The organism is Streptomyces goshikiensis (assembly GCF_014650555.1).
GTDB classification, from domain to species: domain Bacteria; phylum Actinomycetota; class Actinomycetes; order Streptomycetales; family Streptomycetaceae; genus Streptomyces; species Streptomyces goshikiensis.
Window position 1 is genome coordinate 202,155 of record NZ_BMVE01000009.1, and the last position, 20,779, is coordinate 222,933.

Consider the following 20,779-nt stretch of genomic DNA (forward strand, 5'->3'; position numbering starts at 1 on the left):
ATGGGGGGAGGAGGTTCTCGCGTCGCAGCCCTATCGGGCCTGGTCAGGCGCGGAAGTGCAGCCGGTGACTGGCCGGACTTATAGGTAGGGGGTAGGGGGGTGAAGAGAACGGTTGAGGGAGTGCAGCGGCTTGGAAGGGGGCGTGGGGACGGGGGAGAAGACAGGTAGGGGACGGGGGAGAAGGGGATGGGGGAGGGGAGCCGGAGTGAGGGAGGGCGGGGGTTGGGGCTGAGAGGGAATGGTGAGGGGGGTGGGTGAAATGAATGGGTCCGACGCGTACTTCCCCTGAGTTCGGGTGGCAAGAGTGCCGGCCGCGGGGCGGGAGTGGCACTCCGGCGGCGGGATCCGTTGCGCAGCGCTGGCGGAGGGGCAGGTGCGGGCGGAACCTTGTGGCCCTTCGGCGCATCCGTGGTGTGTACGCGGACCGGAGGCGGTGGACACCGATCCCGCGCTCTACCAGCCATGGTGGGGGCTTGGGCGGCGGGCGGCCGGTGAGCGTGATCGAGGGGAAGGCTGCGCACCGGTCCCTCAGAGCCGCACGGTAACCGCCGGCGATGCGTGACCGGACCAAGCCGCAGTGGGATGTGGGACAGGACGCTCGGGCTGTCTTGCAGGCGGGAAGGGATATGACACACGGTGGCTTGGCCGGCCACGGACTCGCTCTCGCCGCGCCTCTGACGGTCCCCAATGCGGCCAGACTCGCACAGCCCGAGTGGTGACTCGCCGGTGACTCTGCAAACCTCCCCGCCCCAAGCCAGAGCGCCCCTCCACCCAGGAACTCACCGGCCGCCGGTGAGTTCACCGGCACTGCTGTGGCCGTCGGTGTCTTGCCTGGTGACCTCACCAGCGCCGGTGCGAACTCACCGGTGACCCGCCGGGTGCCTCGTATGAACTCACCGGTGAGCCCCGAGGGGGTTTGTGCTCGGCCCTGGCGTTGGGGAGGTGTCTCAGGCTTTCAGCGGCTTGACCAGGGTGCGGTAGACCGGTGCGCCGTTCCAGGGACGGGTGTGCCCTGCGGACGTGTAGCGGAGGCGTTCATATCAGGCGGAGGCCGGGGCTTCGGGGCGGACGGTGAGCGTGGTCCGCTTGGCGGTGATTCCGGTGAGGAGGTCGGTTCGCAGCTTGCTTCCGGCACCGTGCCGGCGCTGGCCGGCGAGGGCGGCGATCTCCTGGACGCCGTCCTCGCCCGCCGGGCAGAGCGGGCGCGAGCACAGCAGGAGGAGTACCAGGAGCAGCCGCGCCGCGCGGCCGAGCAGAAGAGGGCCGAGCGCGAGGCCGCCCGCCCTGCCTGCGCCAGTTGTGGGCCGAAGTTCGACGACGATGGAGGGGACAGCCCGACGCTGTGCGAGCCGTGCGAGGCCAAGGCGGTCGCGGCGGCGGCCTGGGCCGAGCGCGACCGCTTGGAGGCGGAGGTCGCCGCGACCGCCGAGAAGGCCGGCGGCTGGCTCTCCCGCTTCCGGGAACGCCGACTGCGGGCCGGCGAACTGATGTGTCCCCCCTTGTGGGGCCGTGCTCGCGCCGCAGGGGCACGGTCGGCCACGGGAGGTCCGTGGTGATCTCGGATCCCGACTGTCGTACATCCTCGGCGTTCACACTGCACGGTGGTCAGGTCACGCATGTCTGCTGCCGGAGGTGGTCTGGCCGCGGCGGATGGATGCGCCGAGGTGATCGGGGGCCGGCTGGAGATTGCGGCCCTCGGGATGGGCCACCGCCAGATCGCCGCCCGTCTGGGCCTGGCCGAGGGAACGGTCCGCGGCTGGCCCCGCCGTTTCCTCCGCAGGTCCGAGGCCGTGCGCCGGTACCTCACTGTGGCCCTGGTCGCGGTCGCGGTCGCGGTCGCGGACGATCCGGTGATGCCCGAGGCGGCAGCCTCGCCGTTGGCGGATGCGGTCACGGTGATCGTGGCCGCCCACCGGGCGGCCGCGGTGACGTGGTTGGCCGTGAACACCGTGTCGCAGTGGGCCTTCGCCGGGCGGGCGATTGGCGGCCGTGTCCTGCGGGCGGAGGAACCGCGGCCGATGCCCGCCTGGGAGAGCGCGGAGCAGTGGTAGTGCAGGGGTCTGGGCCGAGCTGTCCGTCGTGGCTTCGACCCAGACCGATTGGTCATGGCCGGGCGGTGAGGAGGGCAGGGCCGCCTCCGCCATGACCGTCTTCCCGGCGGGTTTCGTGGCTTACTGGCTGTCGACGGCTTCGGTCACACGCCGCCAGCTGTCCAGGTCTTCGATCCGTGCCTCCAAAGCGGGGCGCATGCCCGTCGCGCTGGAGGTGCCAAGGGCCAAGCGCAGCGGGGGGTTGGGGTTGTCGACTGCGGTCCGGATGCCTGCGGCGATCCGTGCCGCGCAGGAGAACGCGGACGCCGGCAGCTCTCCGATGCCCTTGTGGACCTCGCGGACGGTCTGGTCGTAGTCGCCCAGGCCGGATGCGACATCGAGGTTGGCAAGGAAGGGGGTCGCGGTCAGCCCGGGCTGGATGATCGTGACCTTGATGCCGAGCGGTGCGACCTCGGCCGCGAGCGCGTCCGATAGCCCCTCGACCGCGTACTTGGTGGCGGCCAGCAGGCCCACGCCGGGATGGGCGGACTGACCGTAGACCGACGAGCCCTGGAGGATGTGCCCGGATCGCTGGGCGCGGAGCACCGGCAGCGTTGCGCGGAGCACGTTGAGCACTCCGAAGACATTGGTGTCGAACACGGCGCGGGCCTGTGTGTCGGAGGCCTCCTCAACGGCTCCGAACAGTCCATATCCCGCATTGTTGGCCACCACGTCGATACGGCCGAAGCGTGCGAGCGTGCCTTCCACCGCGTCCCGGACGGCTTGCTCGTCACGTACGTCCGCCTGGATGAGAAGCAGGCGCTCACCGTGCGCTTCAGCCAGTTCGTCCAGGGAGGAGGTGTCACGGGCGAGAGCCGAGACGGCGTCGCCGTTCTCCAGTGCCTGGAGCGTCAGTTCGCGGCCGATGCCGGACGTCGCGCCAGTGATCAGCCACGTGCGGAGGAGGGTCTGAGAGGTGGATGCTCGATTCATGTTGCGACCGTAAGCCGTTAGCTCGCAACGAGTCAACCTAGATCGACTCGAATGTTGCTCACTAGTCGGAGTAGTACCGCTCACGCTGATGTACCGTAAGGGGATGATCACTGCGGCAGCCGGATCCCCCAAACCCAGCCCACGCACCGTCACGCCGACGGTGGAGACCGTTCTCGCGTTCGTGAACACGCGCGCGGACGGATCGGGTAGCCGAGAGCTGTTCGGGGACGGCGACTCGTTCGCGGCGTGGCTGGCGGAGCGCGACGAGTTCGGTGGCGAAACCGTGGTGACCGACGCTGACGCCGCGGTCGCCCGCGAGCTGCGTGACGCCCTGGTGACTGTGCTGCTCGCGCACTCGGGCGACGAGGAAAGCCTGGGTGAACCGCTGCTGCGGGCCGAGCGGCACCTGCGACGCGTGGGTGCGCTGTACCCGCTGGCGACGGTGGTCACGGCCAGCGGTGTAGAACTGGCCTCCCCACAGTCGGGGGTGCCACGCGTGTTCGGAACCGTACTGGCTGCGGTGACGACGTTTGCGCAGAGCAGCGACTGGGGGCGCATCAAGGCGTGCCGGAACCCCCCATGCCATTTCGGTTTCTTCGACCGCACCCGCAATGGGGGAGGGCTGTACTGCAGTACAGGCTGCGGCTCTCAGGTGTCCATGCGCAAACACCGCCAGCGGCAGCGCCGTGGCGGTGGTGCGCCCTCCGAGGCATGAGACCGCCCTGCCAATGAGAAGAGCAATCGTCCCCACCGGGAAACGCACATGCCAGAACCCTGCCCTGGCCAGCATCCAGCGGGCACTTGCCGAACGCGAGAAGCGCCAGGCGTCCCCCGAAGCCGTCGACGGACAGGCCCTACAAAGGCGAGGCCAGGCGGACTCCAGCGCCGCCCTGCGCTGCTGATACGGGCACAGGGCCGTGTCGGTCCCTGACAGCCGCAGCAGATCGAACGCGACGAAGTGAGCCGGCCACGCGCCCGCAGCCCGGGCCGCACTGGCCCCGCGCCGGGCGAGCCGCTCGGTGGGGCAGGACACCGTCCGGGCCCGGCAGGCAGCACTCTCTGCCCGAGGGCGTGCGGTCTTGGGCCTTGCGCTCCACCCGGAGTGCTGGACCATGGCTTCCTGCGTGGTCGATGGCGTGCTGCCGTCGACGGAGGCGAGGGAGGGTGTGGGAAGACCGTGATGGAGCCCTGCAAAACCGCGGCCTCGACACGCACAGCACTCGAAGAGCACAACGGAGGATCCTGTGAACAAGACCGATCTGATGGCGAAGGCGCCCTCGATCGCGGCCTCCATGGCAGCCAACGCCCTGAGCCCCGGCGTCCAGCTACCCCAGACCCGCTACCGGGCCGCACTCGTCTCCAGCTGGGACATCCCGGCCGGAGCGTCGGTACTGGAAGTCGGCTGCGGACAGGGCGACATGACGGCCGTCCTCGCCGAGGCCGTTGGCCCACAGGGCCGGGTGGTCGCCGTCGACATTGCGGATCCGTCGTACGGGGCCCCGGTCACTCTGGGGCAGTCGGCGGACCACCTCAAAGCAACGCCGCTGGGCTCCCGCATCGACTTCCGCTTCGGCCTGGACGTCCTCGACGAGGCGGTCACCTTCCCCGACAACGGGTTCGACTACGTGGTCCTCGCCCACTGCTCCTGGTACTTCGCCTCTCTGGACCCGCTGCGGGAGACCCTCGCCCGGGTTCGCCGCTGGGCCAGGAACCTGTGCTTCGCCGAGTGGGACCTCGAACCCCGATCGGCCGACCAGCTGCCCCACCTTCTGGCCGTCCTGATCCAAGGCCAGATAGAGGTGAGCGGGTCTCGGGGCGAAGGCAACGTACGCACGCCGTTCTCGCGGGAAAGCCTGCTCCGGGTCCTCCCGGCGACAGGTTGGCACCCCGCCCCGGGACAGGCCGTGGACACAACCGCCCTACAGGACGGCGACTGGGAGGTGGATGCCTGCGCGACACTGCTCGACAGCGTCGACCGGATGGCCGAGCTCCCGAAGACGGTACGGGACCTGGTGCTGAGCCAGGCGGATGTGCTTCGGTCGCTGGCGAAGGAGCGCGGTAACACGCCCTTGCCGGCCTACTCGCTGACCGCCCGCTGAGCGCAACGGAACAACGGAACGCCGGTCCGGAGCCGCGACCGCCAGTCTGGCACGGCCGCACTCCCGGCCACCGGGGGAGCATCCTGGAAGGATGCGCACGAAGGATGTACGGGTCGGCCAGACCTGACCGCTGCGACGTGCCCCGCTCGCTGCCGCTCGACCGATTCCGCCGGAGAGTCCAGCCGCCCGCCCCGCCCGCCAAGTCTGCGCCGGCTGCGGGACGAAGTCCGACAACGACCGATGGCCGAACGCCGCAGCCAGCCGGGAGCCGGGCCACCGGTGGCACCCGACGCTGCGCGAGACGTGCGAGGAGAGGGCGGTCGCGGCAGCGGACCAGGCCGAGCGCGACCGCTCAGAGGCGGCGGCCGCAGCGACCGCTGAGAACGCCCGCGGCTGACGGTCGCGCTTCCGCCGCGGGGTAAGCCTGCGGCTGGCGGCGTTGGGCCCTGCGCCGCGTCTGAGGTCAGGGCGAGGGGGTGGGGCCCGGTACCGGGGTATCGGCGGACCAGAAGTCGGAGCGGACGTTCGGGGTGGGGATGTCGCCTTCGTAGGTGCGGCCGTTCGCCACCTTCGTGGGCGCGGCCACCTTCGACTCGTGCACGCAGGGGCTGGTGACTTCGAAGAAGGCCTGCCCAGCGTGACCGAACATGACCATGATGCCGAAGCCGTCCGGGGACGTGGCGACGATCTCCGGCATGTCCTTGTCCGGATTCACTGTCTTGATCCGGTAGCCGCTCGCCTTCCAGAAGTTCTCGACCACACCGAGGAAGTTGCCGCGGCGCTGCTCGGAGACGACCGTCATCACGGTCCAGTAGCGGGTTACGTCGCAGCTGCCGGTCGTCGTCGTGTCATGGACCCATTCGATCTCCGGCTTGATCGCCCCGACCGTCGCGTAGAGCATCGCGTCGGCGCGCTCCGCCGCTCCCTGCATGTCCATGCCCGCAACTGCCTCTTTCCCGTTCTTGGTGTCGCCCAACAGCCCGCACCCGGCGAGCAGCGCGCCGGCCACGGCCATCGCACAGGCCAGGCGAACGGTCCGTGTGGTGCGCTTCATCGGTATTCCTCCCTGACGATCTTCTCAGGATGTCCGGCGACGATCCTGGCGATGTTGTTCGCCGAGGTTTGGTCCTTCTCCGGAGTGAAGTATTGGGAGTGGGCGTCGAACCCTCCGCCGTCGAATATCATCCTGGGCCCGTCGTCGACCAGGAAACGCTGTGCCCCGAAGGCCTTGCTCGCGGGGTCCTTGCCGAAGTACACGTCGTCGTTGTCGATGTCGAAGAGGTCGCGTCCGACCCGGACGCCCACCGGGCCTCCCAGCACCCAGCCGAGCGCCGCCTCGCTCTTCGAGGGCAGGTGGGTGACCGGGTCGTTGTCGGCTGCGCCGACGAACACATGGTTCTTGCCCACGCCGAGCTCCGTCGCCTTCTGTGCGTCCACGCCGGGGCTGCCGAGCAGGATCACGTCGTCCACGCCAGGGATCCCGCCGGACTGCTTGGCGGCCGTGCCCACGGTGAGCGAGCCGTAGGAATGCCCGATCGCCGTCACGTGCGGGTCCTTGTTCTCGTTCGTCGCCGAGATGCCCGCCATGAACTGGTTGTACGCCGGGGCGCCCCGCTGCGCATCGCCCTTCGACATCACGTCCACGTTCTGCGGGGCGTCGTAGCCCAACCAGACGATCGAGGCACTGGACGGGTCCACGCGCCGGGCACCGATGGCGGTGTCCTGGGCCCGCTTCATCGTGCCCGTGACGAACTCGTCGTTGAGCTTGGTACTGAGACCGGGGACGTAGGCCGAGACGTTCTTGGAGGTGTCGGGGTTGCCATAGGAGACGATCGCGCGTCCGTTGCCCTCGTCTCCGATGCCCAGGAGGAACATGGGCGGGCGACTCGGCTCGCCCAGCTTGTCCTGGATCATGCGGAGGGCATCGACCTTGGTCTTCGCGTCATCGCCGCCCTGGTGCGCCAAGCTGTCGATGAGGACCGGCAGGTAGTTGCGGTTCGCCTCGTCGCGGGAGACCGCCGGTATGCCGTCCAGGCCGCCGATCAGGTCCGGTGCGATCTCCAGGTACTCCTGGCGCTGTTCATCGGTCAGGCCGTCCCACCACTGCTTTCGCTCGGCGGGGCTTTCGTCCTGCGGGATGCCTTTGCCGAGGTACGTGGCGGCGGCGGAACGGACGTCGGAGGTGTCCCGGAAGACGTCCTTCAGCGTGGCCTCGGTGACATCAAGGCCCTTCTCCGCCTTCAGACCGCCGAGGGTCTTGGCGTACCGGGCGTCTATCTCATGGGCGGACCGCATGGCCCGGGCTATGCGGTCGGCCACCTCCTGTGCCTTGGCCGCGTTCGGGTTCAGTGGCTTGAAGCCCGAGTAGCCAGGGTAGAGAGGCGACTGCCCCTGCGCGCCGAGGCCGGGCGGTTCCAGCGCGAGGCGGGAGCTGCCCTGGACCTTGCTGCCCGGGGCCTGTTTCTTCGCACCGGTCAGGTCCTCGACCTCGGTGGCCGGGTAGCTGACCGAACCGTCCTCGTGGACGCTGAAGTTCAGGGCGGCGGCATCCGCGAGGGCCTGCTTCAACTGGTTCTGGGGCTCCGCGAGATCGCCGGCGAGCCCGTTGAGGACGGTACGTATGAGCCCGCATTCGGTGTGCAGGTACTGGAAGTTGCGGCTCAGACGCTGAAGCTTGCCCAGGGCCGCCGCCGCTGATTCGCTCTTCTGGGTCTCGCGGAGCTTCGCGGACATTGCGCTGTCAACCCGGGCCCGGTCGGAGTCCGAGCGGTTCGAGACCTCGTGCCACTTGTCTCCCGCTTCCGTGAACTCGGAGGTCTTGAGGTCGCGCAGCTGCTGCCAGGTGAGGGTGCTGGTCATCGCTGCCCATCAGCCTTGGCGCCGCCGTTGACGCCCTTGAAGGACGTCTCGATGGCGGTGTCCGTCTCACCCATCTCCTTGGCGACCGTCAGCAAGGTCCCCTTGAGCTGCTTGCACTCGTCCCGCACCGCCTGAAGGCGTTCATCCCAGGACGTCAGCACGCTCTTGAGGGCGGCGACGGAGCTGAGACCCGCGGCTCCCGTCTCGATGCCCTCGTGGCCAGGGCCGAGCGAAGAGCGGCTGGTCTCCGTGCTGGTGTGTAGGTCGCCGGCGGTGCTGGAGGCGCTGGTCCAGGGGCCGTGGCTGTGTTCGAGGCCTCCGGCCCCGCCCCCGCCGCTCCCGGAGTCAGGGGCCGCTGAGGCGAGCCTCATCGCGGGCCCGCCGTCAGCCGGTCCGAACAGCTCCTGCCAGCGCTCCGAATAGGACACGCTTTCCCCCGTCTACGTCTGACTTCCGCTTCCGCGCCCAGAGAGACTAACCCAGGTGCCGCACGAGCAGCGGCGATGCCCACCGCATCCCGATCTCGGACAGCTGCTCCACCCGCTCCGAGGACAGCGCGGCGGCCCTGCTCCGCTGGTCGTTGACCCCTGCCCCAGACGAAACCGGAGCTCCCCCCGTCCTCGGAGAGCACGGTCTCGACGTGCTTGCGGGGCACCGTCAGGTGGCCCTCGCGCTCGAAGAACTGCCCGGCGGCCGCGAGGTTGGCGATCCACTTGTCGGCCTGCGTGGGGCGCGGCTTCGACTCCTCGTCCTCGGTGGCGGGTTCGATCCCGAGGACCGGCTCGCACATCCACTGCTGCACCCCGATGTACTTCGCCCCCAGCAGCGCCCAGGGCAAGACCGGCCCGGCCCTCCCAGAGCAGGCCGTCCCGCAGCACCGGCCGCCGGCCTTCTCACCGAGACCCGGAGCAACAGCGTCCTCACTTCCACACCCACCGACGGGCCGGCGGACGAGCCGGCCGCCGACGTCTGGAGCCTGACCCCGCCGGCTGACCCCCACCCCGGCTTCGGCACCGCCACCCCGCCGACTCCGGTCCCGGCCCCGCCGACCGGCCGACCACGACCCTCGGCTGACCGCTAGCGCAGTTCCTGTCCCGCCGCCCAGCCCGGAGCGTCGAGGTTGATGGGCGAGTCGCCGACGAATTGGGCGAGCTGCCTTTCCAGCTCGGCGAGTTCGGCGGCGCCCAGACGCACTTCCCAGCGGGCCCGCACCTCGTCGAAGATCGCCGTGCTCTCGGTGATCAGCCCGATCCCGTGATCGGTGATCCGGATGTTCTTGCGGCGGATGTCGGCGGGGTCGGTCTCGGTGGTGACGTACCCGCGTTCGACGAGCGCGGCGATCGTCTTCGCCGCGGCCTGCTTGGTGATGGCGAGTCTGCGGGCCAAGTCCGAGGCGCTGTCGGCGCCGGCTCGGATGGCCCGGATCGCGTACTCGTGCGACGGCCGGGCGTCGGGGTATCCCCGGGTCGCCAGCTCCCGGACCACTTCGTCCACCAGATTGCGATAGCTGCCCAGGAGCAGCAGGGCGAGATCGGCGCCGGATCGTGAGGACATGACCACAGTCTAGATCTTCCCTTGACTGGACAACCAGGTTGACCAACACTGTAGTCAACCTGGTTGTCTATCTTGGGAGTCATCGCATGACCAGCTCTTTCGTGACGGCCTCGCCCGCCGTGGCGGGCGTCACGCACCACACCGCCGAGGTCAACGGCACCACGTTGCACTACGTCTCGGCGGGCGACACCGGCTCCCCGATCCTGCTGGTGCACGGGTGGCCGGAGTCCTGGTGGGCCTTCCGCGACGTCATCCCGCTGCTCGCCGCCACCCACCGGGTGTTCGCCGTCGACCTGCGCGGCTTCGGCGACTCCGGCATCGCCGACGGCGACCACGACTTGGCCACCATGGCGGAGGACCTGCACCGGCTGGTCGCCCACCTCGGCGTCGGGCCCGTGCACGTGACCTGCCAGGACATCAGCGGCGGGCCGGTCTTCGCGTTCGCGGCCACGCACCCCGGCGACGTCCTCAGCTTCACCGGCGTCGAGACCACCCTTCCGGGATACGGCTGGGAGATGCTGGCCGACGTGAGGAAGGGCGGCTCCTGGCACGTGGGATTCCTGGCCGCCCCGGGAATTCCGGAGCTGTTCCTGGCCGGCCGCGAGCGAGTGATGCTCGACTGGGCCGTCTCGGTGATGACGATGGTGCCGGGCGGGATCACCGAGGCCGACCTCGACGAGTTCGCCCGCACCTACGCGCGGCCGGGCGGCTGGCGCGGCACCGAGGGGCTCTACCGTTCCTCCCTGACCGGCGGCGACCGGATGCGGGCACTGGCCGAGTCACGGCCGCTGACCGTTCCCGTGCTCGCCGTCGACGGCATCAACTCCCCCTTCACCGAGCGGACGATGCGCCAGGTCGCCGGCGACGTCACCGCGGTCACGATCCCGGACGTCGGGCATTTCGTCGCGCAGGAGGCGCCCGCCGCCTTCGCCACCGCGGTCGGTGACTTCGTCGACCGCGTCGACCGGAACCGCTGACGCGGTCCCCCGAGCCGGGGCGGCGCCGTTGCCTCCCGGATTCGTGCTGCCGAGGCGGGCAACTCCCGCGCCGACACCGCGTTTTTCAACCGCGGATACGCCGTCCGCTCGATCGACGCCACGAAACAACCCCCCGACCACCAGCCGGACCACGGCCCTTGCGCGGCGACGTCGCTAACGAACATCAATACGACAGGAAAATCCCCAGCTCAGCGCGGTCGCCAGAGTGTCCAGATCGCGGCCCACCGTGCCTCCAGGGCTGCCGGGTGTGAGGGGGTGCCAGGCAGTGCGCGGTGACAGGCAAGGGGACTGCCGCGTCTGCCGCGGATTCCCATGTGCCGGGGGGAGGTGGGTGCAGCGCGTCGTGGCACCCACCTCCCGGCTGGGTCACTTGCCGGCGGATCCGTTCCAGTCCACGAGCTGGACGATGACCCCGTTGGGGTCGGTGACCTGGAAGGCACGCTCGCCCCAGGGCTCTTCGCGCAACGGCATGGTGATGGCGACGCCTTCGGCGGTCAGGCGGGCCAGTTCGGCCTCGAGGCTGTCCACGACGAAGGCGAGGATCACGCCGTCGGCGTGGTCGTCGCGCTGGTCGTCCGGCAGAGAGCTCAGGCCGCGACGCAGGAAGATGACGTTCATGCCGGCATCCTCGCGGGTCAACGACACGAAGCCGTCCGCGGCCATCTCCTCCCGGAACCCGAAGTGACTGCTCAGGAAGGTGCCGGACGCGGCGACGTCTTCAACGTTGAGCGAAACGGCCGAAGCGGTGATCTTCATGGGGAACTCCAAGGGGCAGGAGAGCCAGATTATCCTGTACGCAGTACACTGTACTGCGTACAGGATAAAAGCGCGAGAGGATGCTCCCATGCCCACTCAACGCAGCAGCGCCGGCGACCCCGCTCGCACCCTCAAGCTGCTTTGGCGCGAGCCCGGAGACCCCGCGGACGCCCGGCGCGGCCCGCGCCAGGGTCTGAGTGTCGAGCGGGTCGTCGCGGCCGCGATCGACTTGGCGGACGCCGACGGCCTGGGAGCTGTCACGATGCGCCAGGTCGCCCAGATCCTCGGAGTGGTGCCGATGTCGCTCTACACCTATGTGCCCGGCAAGGCGGAACTGCTCGACCTGATGCTCGACACGGTCTACGGCCAGATGCCCCGTAGTGAGCTGTCCGGAAGGCCCTGGCGCGAGCGACTCACGGCCGTCGCCCAAGAAAACCGGCAGATGTTTGACCTTCACCCCTGGATCGCCGAGGTCGCTACCAGCCGTCCCCCGCTCGGCCCTGGCCTCATGGCCAAGTACGAGCACGAGCTGGGGGCGTTCGAAGGTCTCGGGCTCGACGACGTCGAGATGGACGCAGCCCTGACGTTCCTGCTCGGCTTCGTCCACGCCGCCGCGCGCTCAGCGGCCGAGGCGGCCGCCATCCGCCAGGACAGCGCCATGAGCGAGGAGCAATGGTGGGCCGCCAACGCCCCCCTGCTCACCCGCGTCTTCGACCCGGACAAGTACCCCACCGCCGCCCGCGTGGGCGCCGCCGCGGGCGCCGCCCACGGAGCGGCCTACAGCCCCGACCACGCCTACCACTTCGGCCTGCAACGCGTTCTCGACGGCCTCGGCACCCTCATCGAAGCCCACAGCGCCCCACCGCTCCCACTGTCACGCGAGGTCAATCCGAAGCGCTCATCCGCCAGATAGTCCCCCAACGCACAGCTCACCACCGGATGACCGCGTGCCAAGCCCCCTACTACCGACGGCCGCAGCCCGCGGCCAGCGACTCCTGGACCCACGCCGCCCAGGCACGCATCCACCACGGCAAAGCCGAGGAAATCCAGCTCGACGCGTGCGGTGAGACCCGCGACGCCACCAGCGCATTCGGCACCGCCTTCCGCCACGTACCGACCCGGGCCCAGGGGCCATCCGCGTGCACGGGGAGCAGTCTCGGCGGTCTGCCTCAGGTCACCCGGCTCCACTTCCAGCGACCTACAGTCACCGGCAAGTTCGAGACGGTACAGCCTGCTAGGCAGAGTGCCAGCCACTGGATCCGGCAATCCCATCCGTACACGGGTCAATTCTGGCCAGCGTCGGCCACGCCCGCCGCGTCGGCTGCCGCACCGGCGCTTCCACCCCCTTCATCCCCGTCAGCTCGAATCGCTGGCCGGGGCCCACTCGGCGGTGATGGGCGCGGAGCAGCAGGGCGCCGCCGCCGGGCGATCGCCCAGGAACTGAAGTGGGTCACCACAAACCTGCACAGGTCACGCCGCGGGGCCTGCCCCGGGCTCACGTCCCGAGCGTCCTGGTAATCGGCCGCCGCCCGAGCATGCGCCGCTGCGCCCGATAACTCCCGGCCGGCATCAGCAACAGGCCTACATACTGCGACTGTTCGCAGAAGTGCTGCTCACAAACCCAAGGAGAGAACACGCTGATGGCCACCCCAGAGCCGCCCCCGGAGCCGGTGATTTCCTCGATCAGCAGTTTCGAATGGTCGAGCGAGAAGTCAGTGGCCTACGAGGCCGCGATCGAGGCGATCAACGGAGCGGTCGGCGCGTACACCGCACAGATCAACTCCGAGAACCGCAAGCCGGCCCCGGACGAGGCGCTGATCGCCGGCTGGCGTGAGCAACGTGGGCAGTGCGCCCGGGCCCGGGCGGAACTCAATCCTTCCGACCACACGCAGATCGCCGAGGCCCGCCGTCACTACGCGGCCGTCGCCCGTCAGCTGATGGAACGCTCGTGACGGATCCGGATCCGGATCCGGATCCGGATCCGGATCCGGAAGCGGAAGCGGCCCGGTACCTGTTGAGTGCGCCGGTGGCCGGACAGGCGGGAAGATCCCAGCCCGCCTGCGGGCGGGAACCCGTGCCGAGGTCAGCGGATCTGGGGGCGCCGATGCCCCCTCTGGGCACGGTCGTCCTGTCAGTGTCTGTCCCTAGGGTGTGGGTCATGAGCATGATCGGGCGGTACCTCCGCCTCACCCGGGACGAATTCGAGCGCGCTTGCCAGGACCCGCGCTGGGCGGCCGAGCACGCCCGAGCGCTGTACGACCGCGACGACGCGGCCGCCACTGCGCGGGTGCTTGAGACCGACAAGGCCTGGCATGCCCTCGATTTCCTGCTGAACCGGCGCGGCTTCCCGGTGGACGTGGTCTACGGAGAGGCGGACATGCCCTGGCCGGAAGGCGAGGACTGGGGCTATGGCCCGCCCCGGATCCTGACCGCGGACCGGGTGCGCGCTGCCGTCGACGCCCTGGATGACCATGCTCCAGACATCCTGGCGGAAGGCGTCACCCCGACGGATCTGGCTGCCGCGAACATCTACCCGACGGCCATCTGGGAGCGCGGCGAGGAAGCGGACTGGGTCGCAGCGCACTGGGCGGACCTCGCGAAGTACCTGCGCGCTGCGGCCAGAGAGGGAGACGCGGTGCTCCTGTGGATTACCTGAACCAGACTGACCTGCCTCCTCCCGTCAGAGCGGTTGCCCGCCCCTTCCCCTGGCCCGAAGCCGCGCTTGACTCCCGCCCCGGGCACCAGGGTGCGCCCGGGGTCCGGCCGTTCGAAGCAGCCTTCATGAGGTTCCTGATCCCGGATGACCACGGAACCGTCCTCGCCTCCCTCGACGCGTCCCCGAACCCTGGTCCGCCATAGGGCTGACCCGCCGCTAGGCCCAGGACTGCCGGCTCATCGCGGAGATCGTGGATGTCACGGACTGCGACGTCGCGGGAACCGTGCCGCAGCGTGCTGTCTTCCTGCGCCACGTCCACGGCGAGCCACTGTTGTCGATCCGTTGGGCGGGCCGGATTCGCCTTCGTCGCCACCGGAAGCGCCCTTGTCCTTGCCCTGACCGTGGCGGCCCCCGCGTCGGGCTCCCATGGCGGTGACCGTCATCCTGGGAGAGCCTCTCCTGACGGCCCCGAGGGTCTCCATCAAGGACCCGGTGGACAACCACTGTTACACCGTCAAGGAAGTCTTCCCCGATGCCCCCGAGGGGAGCACGTTCAGCTCCGTCGGCAACCACGCCACGACGCCCATCAACGCCTAACCATCGCCCGCTACGGCCGCGTCGACCTGCTCTGCATGCCCTCCTCCGGCTGGACCAACCCTCACCGACCCCCGGCCCTGCGCGGCCATCGCCGACCGTCTCACCTTCGGCGGCACCATCATCGAGACCGGCCGGTACCGACTCCTACCGGCTCGCCACCACCCGCGCCCGCGCCGGACAACAGCCGGCCGCGAGCTGACCTGGGCGCACGAGGCTTCGTGAGCATCCTCAGTGCTCACGGCTTCTTGACCACCACCAGCCGCCCACCGTGCAGGCGTTCATCGGCCCAGGATTCGGCAGGGTACGACGCTCGAACTCATCATCGATGCGGGCAATCAGCCGGCCGAGGTCGCGCCGGGCACCGTCAGGGAGGTGAAGCATGACCTCTTCCAGATCATCGCGGGCGTACTCCACCTCCAGTCCGGGCTGCCAGACCGGGGATGCGTTCAAATAGCGGCCGGGTTGCCCGAACGCCGACTCGAAACGGGCGAGCGTGTCAGCAACTACGCCAGGCCACATCCGCTCATCCTCGACGCGGCGGACAGCGGCACGAGTCCGCGCGGAAACGCCCCGGATCTGCCGAACTACAACGTGTCTGCGAGGCCGCCACCGCTCAGCACGGACGGCCTTCGGGCGCCTACGCGGCATCGCCCTTTCTGATCAACATGCCGTCATCCTGCCACGAGCACAGCCGGCTCCGCACGCACGATCGAGCCCCGCCTTCCGAGGGTGTTCCTACTTCTCACCAACATTCACGCGCTTTTCGATCCCTGCGTGATGCCGAAATCCACCGACAAGTGCTCTCGCTCCGTTCTCACTTACCTGCCGTCTCATAGGCCGCGATGTCGATCCCGTCAAGGTGGGGTGTGTCCATGGCCTCCAAGACTCCTGGTAGGGGTGAGCCGCACGCGCGTCGACAGGGCCCAGCGCGGCGCGCGACTTTACCGAGAGTCAGGACAGGGGCAGCTGCATGAGGGTCAGGTCGAGCCATCGGCCGAACTTGGTGCCGGCCTCCGGCACCGTGCCGACGAGGCGGAATCCGTACCGTTTGTGCAGCCGGATGGACGCGGTGTTCTCGGCTTCGATGCCGGCGACCATGACGTGGTGGCCGGCATCACGCGCCGAGGAGATGAGCTCGGCCAGCAGCGCGGAGCCGATGCCGAGTCCGTACATGTCGTCGCGGACGTAGACCGAGTCCTCCACCGTGTGGCGGTACCCGTCCTTCTCCCGCCACGGACCGTAGACCCCGAACCCGGCCGTCTCACCCTCCACCTCCGCCACGAACGCCGAGCCCCGCTCCAGATGGGCGGCGAGCCAGGCCGCCGCTTCGGCCGGCGACTGGAGGGTCTGTGTCCACAGGGCCGTCGAATGCTCGATCGCATGGTTGCGAATGGCCCGGATGGTTTCCACGTTACCGGACAGGGCCCGGCGTACGGTCACAGGCCGGCTTCTCTCGTATATTGGATTCATGTCCAACATAGTAGATCCTCTGGTGGTCCGGATCGCGGCCCGCGTCCGCACCGAGCGGGAGCGCCGCCGGTGGACCCTGGCCCAGCTCGCGGACGCCTCCGGCGTCTCCCAGGCCATGATCAGCCGGATCGAGCGGGGCGAGAGCAGCCCCACCGCCGTCGTCCTCGGCAAGCTGTCCGCCGCCTTCCAGCTCAGCATCGCCTCCTTGTTCACCCTGGCGGAGGAAACCCAGGACGACGACACGACAGGAGTCGCAGGAGTGGAGCGCCGGGCCGACGCGGCCGAATGGCGCGACCCGGCGACCGGCTACCGGCGCCGCCAGATCACCGGCCCGCAGTTCCCCGCGGAGATCGCCGAGATCCACCTGCCTGCGGGAGCTCGCGTGCCCTATCCGGCCGCAGCCTTCGCCTTCGTGCGACAGGTCGTCTGGGTCCTCGGCGGCCACCTGACCTTTCACGACGGGGACATGGTCCACGAGCTCGACGAGGGCGACACCGTCGAGCTCGGCGAGCCCACCGAGCGCGTCTTCGTCAACACCACCGACACCCACTGCCGCTACGCCATCATCCTCGCTCGCGGCACCCGGCCATGAACTCCCTCTTCCACGGGGCGCCGCGTTCCTCCTCGCCGCGATAGCCGGCTCACGCCACCTACCCGCTCCCGTACCACCCGAGCTGCCCGACGGTCCCGAGGCGGTCCGTCGAACGGGTTGCCAACCGGAGCGCCGACTTCCCATCGAAATCCGGGGAGAGCCGGCTTCCCGGGAATCGGTGCTGGAGGTGCGTCGGACCATACCGTCGGTCATCGCCTGCCCACTGTGCCGGCCCGACAGTGAGCTCGGCCTTCTCGACGGGTAACCGCAACGGCCCCGGGGGCTTCGGTCATCGGAGGCGGGCATCAGGGCACCACTCCCGTTCGGAAGCTGCGAACAGCCAGCCTCGGCGGCGCAGGGCGGCGATGTCCCACAGCCGGGTGCCGGTGGTCGTGGGGAGAGCGGCTCCAAGACACAGCAACGGGGCGGGCCGGCAGCATGTGGCTGCCGGCCCGCCCGGGGCACCCGTGTCCGCGTATGCGTTAGCCGCCGTAGTAGCCGCCGACCTGGTTGTGGTATTCGGCGTTGCCGAGGTGCTTGTCCTTGTCGAACTCGGGAGCGTTCTTGATCTGCTCCTTCGTCCGGTCCACGAAGATCTTCTTGTCGTCGGGGTCAACGCGGCTGACCGTGCCGGCCGGCAGGAGTACTTCCTTGCCGAAGATCCACGGCCCGGTGTCGACCACGATGTACGCGGAGCCGACCTCGTCGGAGTGCTTGTCGACCTTGCCGATGGAGCCGTCTGTCGCCTCGACCTTGTACCCGGTCAGATCCGCACCCGCCAGATGGCCGGACGTCTCACGGTAACCCCATACATTTGCAGTCATGCGAAAACAACTCCTCCGGTAAAGCAGGAACGCAGTGGGAATTCAGGCTCCCCGCTGCTCTTCCGTTCTTCCGTATTGCTTACATGGTGGAACTTGCGTTCCGTTCTGACCTCCGCATGCCCCCCGTTTGTGCCGCTACACACCCGAGATCAGATTCGGGCCGAGGCGGCCGCCGATCTTTGGAGGTGAGCAGGTCCCCTGCTGCGTCACGGCAGCCGCCCCGGCACCCTACGGGTACCCCAGGTAGCCGAATTCACCCGGAAAACGCAACATGACGGTGGCCTGCCACCCCCTCGACCGGGGGTGGCAGGCCACCGTCATGCCTTGCCTGAGCTGTGTCAGGACCGGCTGTCTACCAGCGGTACCAGCGGCCGCTCCCGCCCTTGGGCCGGGCGACGAATCCGATGAGCCACAGAATCAGGACCGCGATAGCGACCCACCACAGAATTTTTACCGCGAAACCCGCGCCGAAAAGGATCAGAGCCAGCAGAAGAACGAGAAGCAGGGGAACCATAGTTATCAACCTCCGAAGCACCATCTGCCCGACCGCGTTCGGAACATGCGCATGGACTTTAGGTGTTTCTTATCGGTGCAGGCGGGCAGTAGTGCTGGCCGCTTCTATGGCCGGGGACTGGAATCACTGGTGGGGCCTCAGTCCCACGGACAGAGCGCCGGGGTATCTGATTCCGGAAGCTTTACGAGGACAGCAGAGGTGCGCTGGGCGAAGGTGGTGGTGGCGAGGCCGGGGTGTTCCCGGCTGAGGGCCGTGGCGACAGGCGGTGGTGCAGGCGGGCCGGCAACGGTCACCTGCGCGGCGGGGAACGATCTCAAGAGCGCGCCACCCAGCCGATCAGCCACACTCAAGCCCCCGTGGCGCATCCAACCGGCTAGCCCGCAGGCCAGTGCGGGTTCGGCATGCCGTCATCGCTCATGTGCGCCCGCTGCCAGATCGCTTTCCAGCTGAACGAGGTCTCCGGGACGAACCGGTGCCGCTGCCCACACGGACATGGCGCCAGTACCCACGCGCACCCACGGCACAGTTCCACCCAGCCGTGCCCGGTCGAGTTTGACACCAGCGGTCTCTCGTCCCCGCAGGCTGGGCAGCCGGGGAGGTCGGCGCCGTCCAGAATCGCGTTCTGTCGCCGGACGTACTCGGGCAGCCGCAGCGACGGATGGCGAACCGGGTCTTCGTACCAGGCGCGGTTCGGGCCCTCCCACCAACTCCGCAGCCACCACGGTCGCGGGCTCACCGCAGCCCGCCGCCCGGCCCGCTTCTCCGCCCGGCGTTGCGCGGCGTACTCCTCCGCCCGCGCGAGCCACAGCACCCGCGCCTCATACAGTTCCTCCACCGCCCGCACCAGCGCGTCCGGGTCCGCCTCCAGCCGCCGGGGGATCGCGGCGCTGAGCGTGAGGTGGTGGTACGTCGCCCGGAGGCCGTACGGAGCAAAGAGGGTGATGCAGGTCCGCAGCGCACTGTGTCGGCGCCGGAGGGTAAGGCGGGCGTCGTGCACTCGCGCTCGGTGGGTCAGGAAACTGGTCATTGTGCGGGCGCCAGGTCCAGCGCCCGTGCCAGCGCGCCAGTGACGGCGGCAGCGTGTGCCGGCAGATGGCGTTCAGCCCTGGTCCCGGCCAGGCTGAGGAAGCCCTGCAAATCCTGCTGGGCGCCCGCGACGAGCCTGCGTACCTGGTCTGCCGGCAGCTCGATCACCGGGCTGTCGTCCGCCCCATGGGCGTCGAGCGTCAGCCGGACGATGCCGCCAACGGGTTCGGCCACCGAGGACGGATCGTGGCCGAAGTAGGCGCAGCCGGTACCGTCGAGCACGTCCAGCCAGTCCCGCCAGGTCTCCAGGCCGTTGCAGCAGCCCGGCTCGACGAAGACGGTGTCGACCGTGCCGACCTCCGCAGGGGTGAGCTCCCCGTTCAGCACGAGGTAGCCGTATGACTCGTGCTCGCCAACCGGCCAGAGCGCGAAGCCGTCGGCAGCGGAGATCTCCAGAACGGGTTGCATCACCATCACATGGGGATGATGCCGGACCCACTGCTACACCGCCACGGGCTTTCAGCTACCGCATCGGGCTCGGAGCGGACCCGCTACCTGGGCAGTTTCGCGGTGCGCTCCGGGCAGGCGGCGCCGACACCGCGCATGGCGGTCTGCGCGGTGATCCCGCAAAGCCGCATCGGCTTGAAGGGATCACCGGCGGCAAACGCCTCGTTCGCGTAGCGCTGGCTGAGGGGCGGGCCGGAGCCTCCGTTGCGTCGGCGCGTCCGTGAGTGCAGCGGCGCTTCGGCGGTGAAGTCGCCCGCTTATTCTCCGCCGGTCGGACAGCCGTAGTCCTTGCCCGCGGCATGCTGGAAGGACGTGAAGAGGGCGGAACGTGCTGTCTCGTACGCGTCCTTCCCTTGGTCCAGGAGCACATCTCGGTAGGCGTCGTTGAAACTCACGCCGACGTAGAGGTCGCCGGAGGAGCAGGCGGTAACGGTGCGGCCGCTTCCTTGCGTGGCCGTCTCGTCGCGGCGTACCGCCTTGGTCACCGCGGGGTCGTCGCTGACGGCGAGGCTGATCCGGGGCTCACCGGGACCTTGGAGCACGATGTCGCACACCCGTGTCCGGGACCCGCGGCCGGTGACATGCGCAGTGCCGGGCTCCGCCTTCCCCTTGACGAGGGCGGCTTCTGGCAGCTGGAAGCCCTTCATGCCGCAAAGGACGGCCGGGTTGGTGTCATCGACCGGACCCTGCAGGCGAGCGGGCATCTTCAGCGCGTTGGTGTCCGTGCAGCCGAGGCCCGCGGCGACGTGCTGGGCGGTAGCCAGCGCAGCCCGCGCCAGAGCCGCCGGGTTGCTGCGGCCCCGGGTGAGGTTCATCTTGAGCACTGGTGTGTCGGCCTGCTGTGAGGCCGGCCGGATCTCCTTGGCGCAGCCTGTGGGCAGCAGCACCCATGCCTGTGTCTGGGAGACCGCTCCGGTGGCTCCGCCTATGAAGTAGGAGGAGGCTGAGGCGTTCTTCCACAGGCGTGAAGCGCCCAGCCCGAAATCCGCCTTGTCGAAGGAGAGCTCCGCCTCCAGCAGCGGCTGGTCGCCGCCTACGAATTTGCTGGTGCGCTGGACCTTGCACGAGAAGGAGTAGTACGGGTCCGATTCCTCGTAGAGACCGCTCTGCGCCAGTCTGCCGGGGCCGCCCAGCACGGCGCTCACGTCCGACGACGGCAGGGCATCACCGCAGAATCGGTCCTGCCCCAGTATGTCGGTGTTCCACCAGGCGAGCAGTCCGGCACCGCCCAGCAGTACGAGGGCGGCAGCCAGCCCGACGCCGATGCGGAGCCGGAGCGCTCGTGGAGTATGTGCAGACATGGG

Annotated in this window: 23 protein-coding genes and 1 pseudogene; 11 read left to right on the plus strand and 13 right to left on the minus strand. The window is 69.2% G+C overall.

The window, feature by feature from the left end; all coding sequences use genetic code 11:
* Positions 1 to 1,136: 1,136 nt before the first annotated feature.
* On the plus strand, positions 1,137 to 1,556 hold the full coding sequence (locus IE248_RS25135; protein WP_190031749.1) for a hypothetical protein: 420 nt from the start codon (positions 1,137 to 1,139) through the stop codon (positions 1,554 to 1,556).
* A gap of 60 nt (positions 1,557 to 1,616) precedes the next feature.
* A complete protein-coding gene (locus tag IE248_RS25140; RefSeq protein ID WP_190031750.1) occupies positions 1,617 to 2,051 on the plus strand; it encodes a hypothetical protein in 435 nt (144 codons plus the stop codon).
* Positions 2,052 to 2,171: 120 nt separating this feature from the next.
* Here the strand turns inward: IE248_RS25140 and IE248_RS25145 are convergent, their stop codons facing one another.
* Positions 2,172 to 3,023 carry an SDR family NAD(P)-dependent oxidoreductase gene (locus IE248_RS25145; protein WP_190031751.1) on the minus strand — a complete coding sequence of 284 codons (852 nt, stop codon included), beginning with the start codon at positions 3,021 to 3,023 and terminating at the stop codon, positions 2,172 to 2,174.
* 103 nt (positions 3,024 to 3,126) lie between these two features.
* Between IE248_RS25145 and IE248_RS25150 the strand changes: the two genes are divergently transcribed.
* Both IE248_RS25150 and IE248_RS25155 read left to right on the plus strand, forming a co-directional pair.
* Positions 3,127 to 3,738 carry a CGNR zinc finger domain-containing protein gene (locus IE248_RS25150; protein ID WP_190031752.1) on the plus strand — a complete coding sequence of 204 codons (612 nt, stop codon included), beginning with the start codon at positions 3,127 to 3,129 and terminating at the stop codon, positions 3,736 to 3,738.
* A 529-nt stretch (positions 3,739 to 4,267) separates the two neighbouring features.
* Positions 4,268 to 5,122, plus strand: coding sequence for a class I SAM-dependent methyltransferase (locus IE248_RS25155; protein ID WP_190031753.1), 855 nt, complete (start codon positions 4,268 to 4,270; stop codon positions 5,120 to 5,122).
* A gap of 463 nt (positions 5,123 to 5,585) precedes the next feature.
* On the opposite strand, the gene IE248_RS25160 is transcribed toward IE248_RS25155, so the two are convergent.
* The 4 genes from IE248_RS25160 to IE248_RS25175 all read right to left on the minus strand — a co-directional run bounded on the left by IE248_RS25160 (position 5,586) and on the right by IE248_RS25175 (position 9,535).
* On the minus strand, positions 5,586 to 6,176 hold the full coding sequence (locus IE248_RS25160; RefSeq protein WP_073797312.1) for a hypothetical protein: 591 nt from the start codon (positions 6,174 to 6,176) through the stop codon (positions 5,586 to 5,588).
* The gene (locus IE248_RS25165; RefSeq protein WP_190031754.1) at positions 6,173 to 7,981 is read right to left on the minus strand and encodes an alpha/beta hydrolase; all 1,809 of its coding nucleotides are present in this window, start codon (positions 7,979 to 7,981) and stop codon (positions 6,173 to 6,175) included. The genes IE248_RS25160 and IE248_RS25165 overlap by 4 nt, the downstream gene beginning before the upstream one ends.
* Entirely contained in the window at positions 7,978 to 8,409 is a 432-nt protein-coding gene (locus IE248_RS25170) for a hypothetical protein (RefSeq protein ID WP_190031755.1), read from the minus strand. Before IE248_RS25170 ends, IE248_RS25165 begins: the two co-directional genes overlap by 4 nt.
* Before the next feature lie 649 nt (positions 8,410 to 9,058).
* Entirely contained in the window at positions 9,059 to 9,535 is a 477-nt protein-coding gene (locus IE248_RS25175; RefSeq protein WP_190031756.1) for a MarR family winged helix-turn-helix transcriptional regulator, read from the minus strand.
* 86 nt (positions 9,536 to 9,621) lie between these two features.
* Between IE248_RS25175 and IE248_RS25180 the strand changes: the two genes are divergently transcribed.
* Positions 9,622 to 10,512, plus strand: a complete 891-nt coding sequence (locus IE248_RS25180; RefSeq protein WP_190031757.1) for an alpha/beta fold hydrolase — start codon at positions 9,622 to 9,624, stop codon at positions 10,510 to 10,512.
* A gap of 387 nt (positions 10,513 to 10,899) precedes the next feature.
* Here IE248_RS25180 and IE248_RS25185 read toward each other — a convergent pair whose 3' ends face one another.
* Positions 10,900 to 11,289 (minus strand): VOC family protein, encoded by a 390-nt coding sequence (locus IE248_RS25185; RefSeq protein ID WP_190031758.1) that lies wholly within the window; start codon positions 11,287 to 11,289, stop codon positions 10,900 to 10,902.
* Between the two features lie 88 nt (positions 11,290 to 11,377).
* Between IE248_RS25185 and IE248_RS25190 the strand changes: the two genes are divergently transcribed.
* The 5 genes and pseudogenes from IE248_RS25190 to IE248_RS37545 form a co-directional block, all read left to right on the plus strand.
* Positions 11,378 to 12,202, plus strand: a complete 825-nt coding sequence (locus tag IE248_RS25190; RefSeq protein WP_190031759.1) for a TetR/AcrR family transcriptional regulator — start codon at positions 11,378 to 11,380, stop codon at positions 12,200 to 12,202.
* Positions 12,203 to 12,929: 727 nt separating this feature from the next.
* On the plus strand, positions 12,930 to 13,241 hold the full coding sequence (locus IE248_RS25195) for a hypothetical protein (RefSeq protein WP_100582076.1): 312 nt from the start codon (positions 12,930 to 12,932) through the stop codon (positions 13,239 to 13,241).
* 206 nt (positions 13,242 to 13,447) lie between these two features.
* Positions 13,448 to 13,945: a YfbM family protein gene (locus IE248_RS25200; RefSeq protein ID WP_190031760.1), complete on the plus strand. Its 498-nt coding sequence runs from the start codon at positions 13,448 to 13,450 to the stop codon at positions 13,943 to 13,945.
* A 432-nt stretch (positions 13,946 to 14,377) separates the two neighbouring features.
* On the plus strand, positions 14,378 to 14,542 hold the full coding sequence (locus tag IE248_RS25205; protein WP_190031761.1) for a hypothetical protein: 165 nt from the start codon (positions 14,378 to 14,380) through the stop codon (positions 14,540 to 14,542).
* Between the two features lie 41 nt (positions 14,543 to 14,583).
* Positions 14,584 to 14,741: pseudogene (locus IE248_RS37545) on the plus strand (IS21-like element helper ATPase IstB); the annotation flags it as partial.
* A 29-nt stretch (positions 14,742 to 14,770) separates the two neighbouring features.
* Here the strand turns inward: IE248_RS37545 and IE248_RS25210 are convergent.
* Positions 14,771 to 15,061, minus strand: a complete 291-nt coding sequence (locus IE248_RS25210) for a hypothetical protein (RefSeq protein WP_190031762.1) — start codon at positions 15,059 to 15,061, stop codon at positions 14,771 to 14,773.
* A 432-nt stretch (positions 15,062 to 15,493) separates the two neighbouring features.
* Positions 15,494 to 16,012 (minus strand): GNAT family N-acetyltransferase, encoded by a 519-nt coding sequence (locus tag IE248_RS25215; RefSeq protein ID WP_190031763.1) that lies wholly within the window; start codon positions 16,010 to 16,012, stop codon positions 15,494 to 15,496.
* On the opposite strand from IE248_RS25215, the gene IE248_RS25220 reads away from it, so the two are divergent.
* A complete protein-coding gene (locus IE248_RS25220; RefSeq protein WP_190031764.1) occupies positions 16,011 to 16,604 on the plus strand; it encodes a helix-turn-helix domain-containing protein in 594 nt (197 codons plus the stop codon). The genes IE248_RS25215 and IE248_RS25220 overlap by 2 nt on opposite strands.
* 482 nt (positions 16,605 to 17,086) lie before the next feature.
* Here IE248_RS25220 and IE248_RS25225 read toward each other — a convergent pair whose 3' ends face one another.
* The 5 genes from IE248_RS25225 to IE248_RS25240 form a co-directional block, all read right to left on the minus strand.
* Positions 17,087 to 17,428, minus strand: coding sequence for a PRC-barrel domain-containing protein (locus tag IE248_RS25225; RefSeq protein WP_100582072.1), 342 nt, complete (start codon positions 17,426 to 17,428; stop codon positions 17,087 to 17,089).
* Between the two features lie 352 nt (positions 17,429 to 17,780).
* A complete protein-coding gene (locus IE248_RS37550; protein ID WP_008735818.1) occupies positions 17,781 to 17,966 on the minus strand; it encodes a hypothetical protein in 186 nt (61 codons plus the stop codon).
* A gap of 349 nt (positions 17,967 to 18,315) precedes the next feature.
* On the minus strand, positions 18,316 to 18,939 hold the full coding sequence (locus IE248_RS25230; RefSeq protein ID WP_229895503.1) for a hypothetical protein: 624 nt from the start codon (positions 18,937 to 18,939) through the stop codon (positions 18,316 to 18,318).
* A gap of 26 nt (positions 18,940 to 18,965) precedes the next feature.
* On the minus strand, positions 18,966 to 19,442 hold the full coding sequence (locus IE248_RS25235; protein ID WP_308438181.1) for a hypothetical protein: 477 nt from the start codon (positions 19,440 to 19,442) through the stop codon (positions 18,966 to 18,968).
* Positions 19,443 to 19,732: 290 nt separating this feature from the next.
* The gene (locus IE248_RS25240; RefSeq protein ID WP_190031766.1) at positions 19,733 to 20,776 is read right to left on the minus strand and encodes a hypothetical protein; all 1,044 of its coding nucleotides are present in this window, start codon (positions 20,774 to 20,776) and stop codon (positions 19,733 to 19,735) included.
* Positions 20,777 to 20,779: the final 3 nt, after the last annotated feature.

Bases quoted from the DNA above. Each gene is read 5' to 3' on its own strand.
- IE248_RS25140 (WP_190031750.1), top strand. From the start codon at position 1,617: ATGTCTGCTGCCGGAGGTGGTCTGGCCGCGGCGGATGGATGCGCCGAG.
- IE248_RS25145 (WP_190031751.1), bottom strand. From the start codon at position 3,023: ATGAATCGAGCATCCACCTCTCAGACCCTCCTCCGCACGTGGCTGATC.
- IE248_RS25150 (WP_190031752.1), top strand. From the start codon at position 3,127: ATGATCACTGCGGCAGCCGGATCCCCCAAACCCAGCCCACGCACCGTC.
- IE248_RS25160 (WP_073797312.1), bottom strand. From the start codon at position 6,176: ATGAAGCGCACCACACGGACCGTTCGCCTGGCCTGTGCGATGGCCGTG.
- IE248_RS25165 (WP_190031754.1), bottom strand. From the start codon at position 7,981: ATGACCAGCACCCTCACCTGGCAGCAGCTGCGCGACCTCAAGACCTCC.
- IE248_RS25175 (WP_190031756.1), bottom strand. From the start codon at position 9,535: ATGTCCTCACGATCCGGCGCCGATCTCGCCCTGCTGCTCCTGGGCAGC.
- IE248_RS25180 (WP_190031757.1), top strand. From the start codon at position 9,622: ATGACCAGCTCTTTCGTGACGGCCTCGCCCGCCGTGGCGGGCGTCACG.
- IE248_RS25185 (WP_190031758.1), bottom strand. From the start codon at position 11,289: ATGAAGATCACCGCTTCGGCCGTTTCGCTCAACGTTGAAGACGTCGCC.
- IE248_RS25190 (WP_190031759.1), top strand. From the start codon at position 11,378: ATGCCCACTCAACGCAGCAGCGCCGGCGACCCCGCTCGCACCCTCAAG.
- IE248_RS25195 (WP_100582076.1), top strand. From the start codon at position 12,930: ATGGCCACCCCAGAGCCGCCCCCGGAGCCGGTGATTTCCTCGATCAGC.
- IE248_RS25200 (WP_190031760.1), top strand. From the start codon at position 13,448: ATGAGCATGATCGGGCGGTACCTCCGCCTCACCCGGGACGAATTCGAG.
- IE248_RS25210 (WP_190031762.1), bottom strand. From the start codon at position 15,061: ATGTGGCCTGGCGTAGTTGCTGACACGCTCGCCCGTTTCGAGTCGGCG.
- IE248_RS25220 (WP_190031764.1), top strand. From the start codon at position 16,011: ATGTCCAACATAGTAGATCCTCTGGTGGTCCGGATCGCGGCCCGCGTC.
- IE248_RS25215 (WP_190031763.1), bottom strand. From the start codon at position 16,012: ATGAATCCAATATACGAGAGAAGCCGGCCTGTGACCGTACGCCGGGCC.
- IE248_RS25225 (WP_100582072.1), bottom strand. From the start codon at position 17,428: ATGACTGCAAATGTATGGGGTTACCGTGAGACGTCCGGCCATCTGGCG.
- IE248_RS37550 (WP_008735818.1), bottom strand. From the start codon at position 17,966: ATGGTGCTTCGGAGGTTGATAACTATGGTTCCCCTGCTTCTCGTTCTT.
- IE248_RS25235 (WP_308438181.1), bottom strand. From the start codon at position 19,442: ATGGTGATGCAACCCGTTCTGGAGATCTCCGCTGCCGACGGCTTCGCG.
- IE248_RS25240 (WP_190031766.1), bottom strand. From the start codon at position 20,776: ATGTCTGCACATACTCCACGAGCGCTCCGGCTCCGCATCGGCGTCGGG.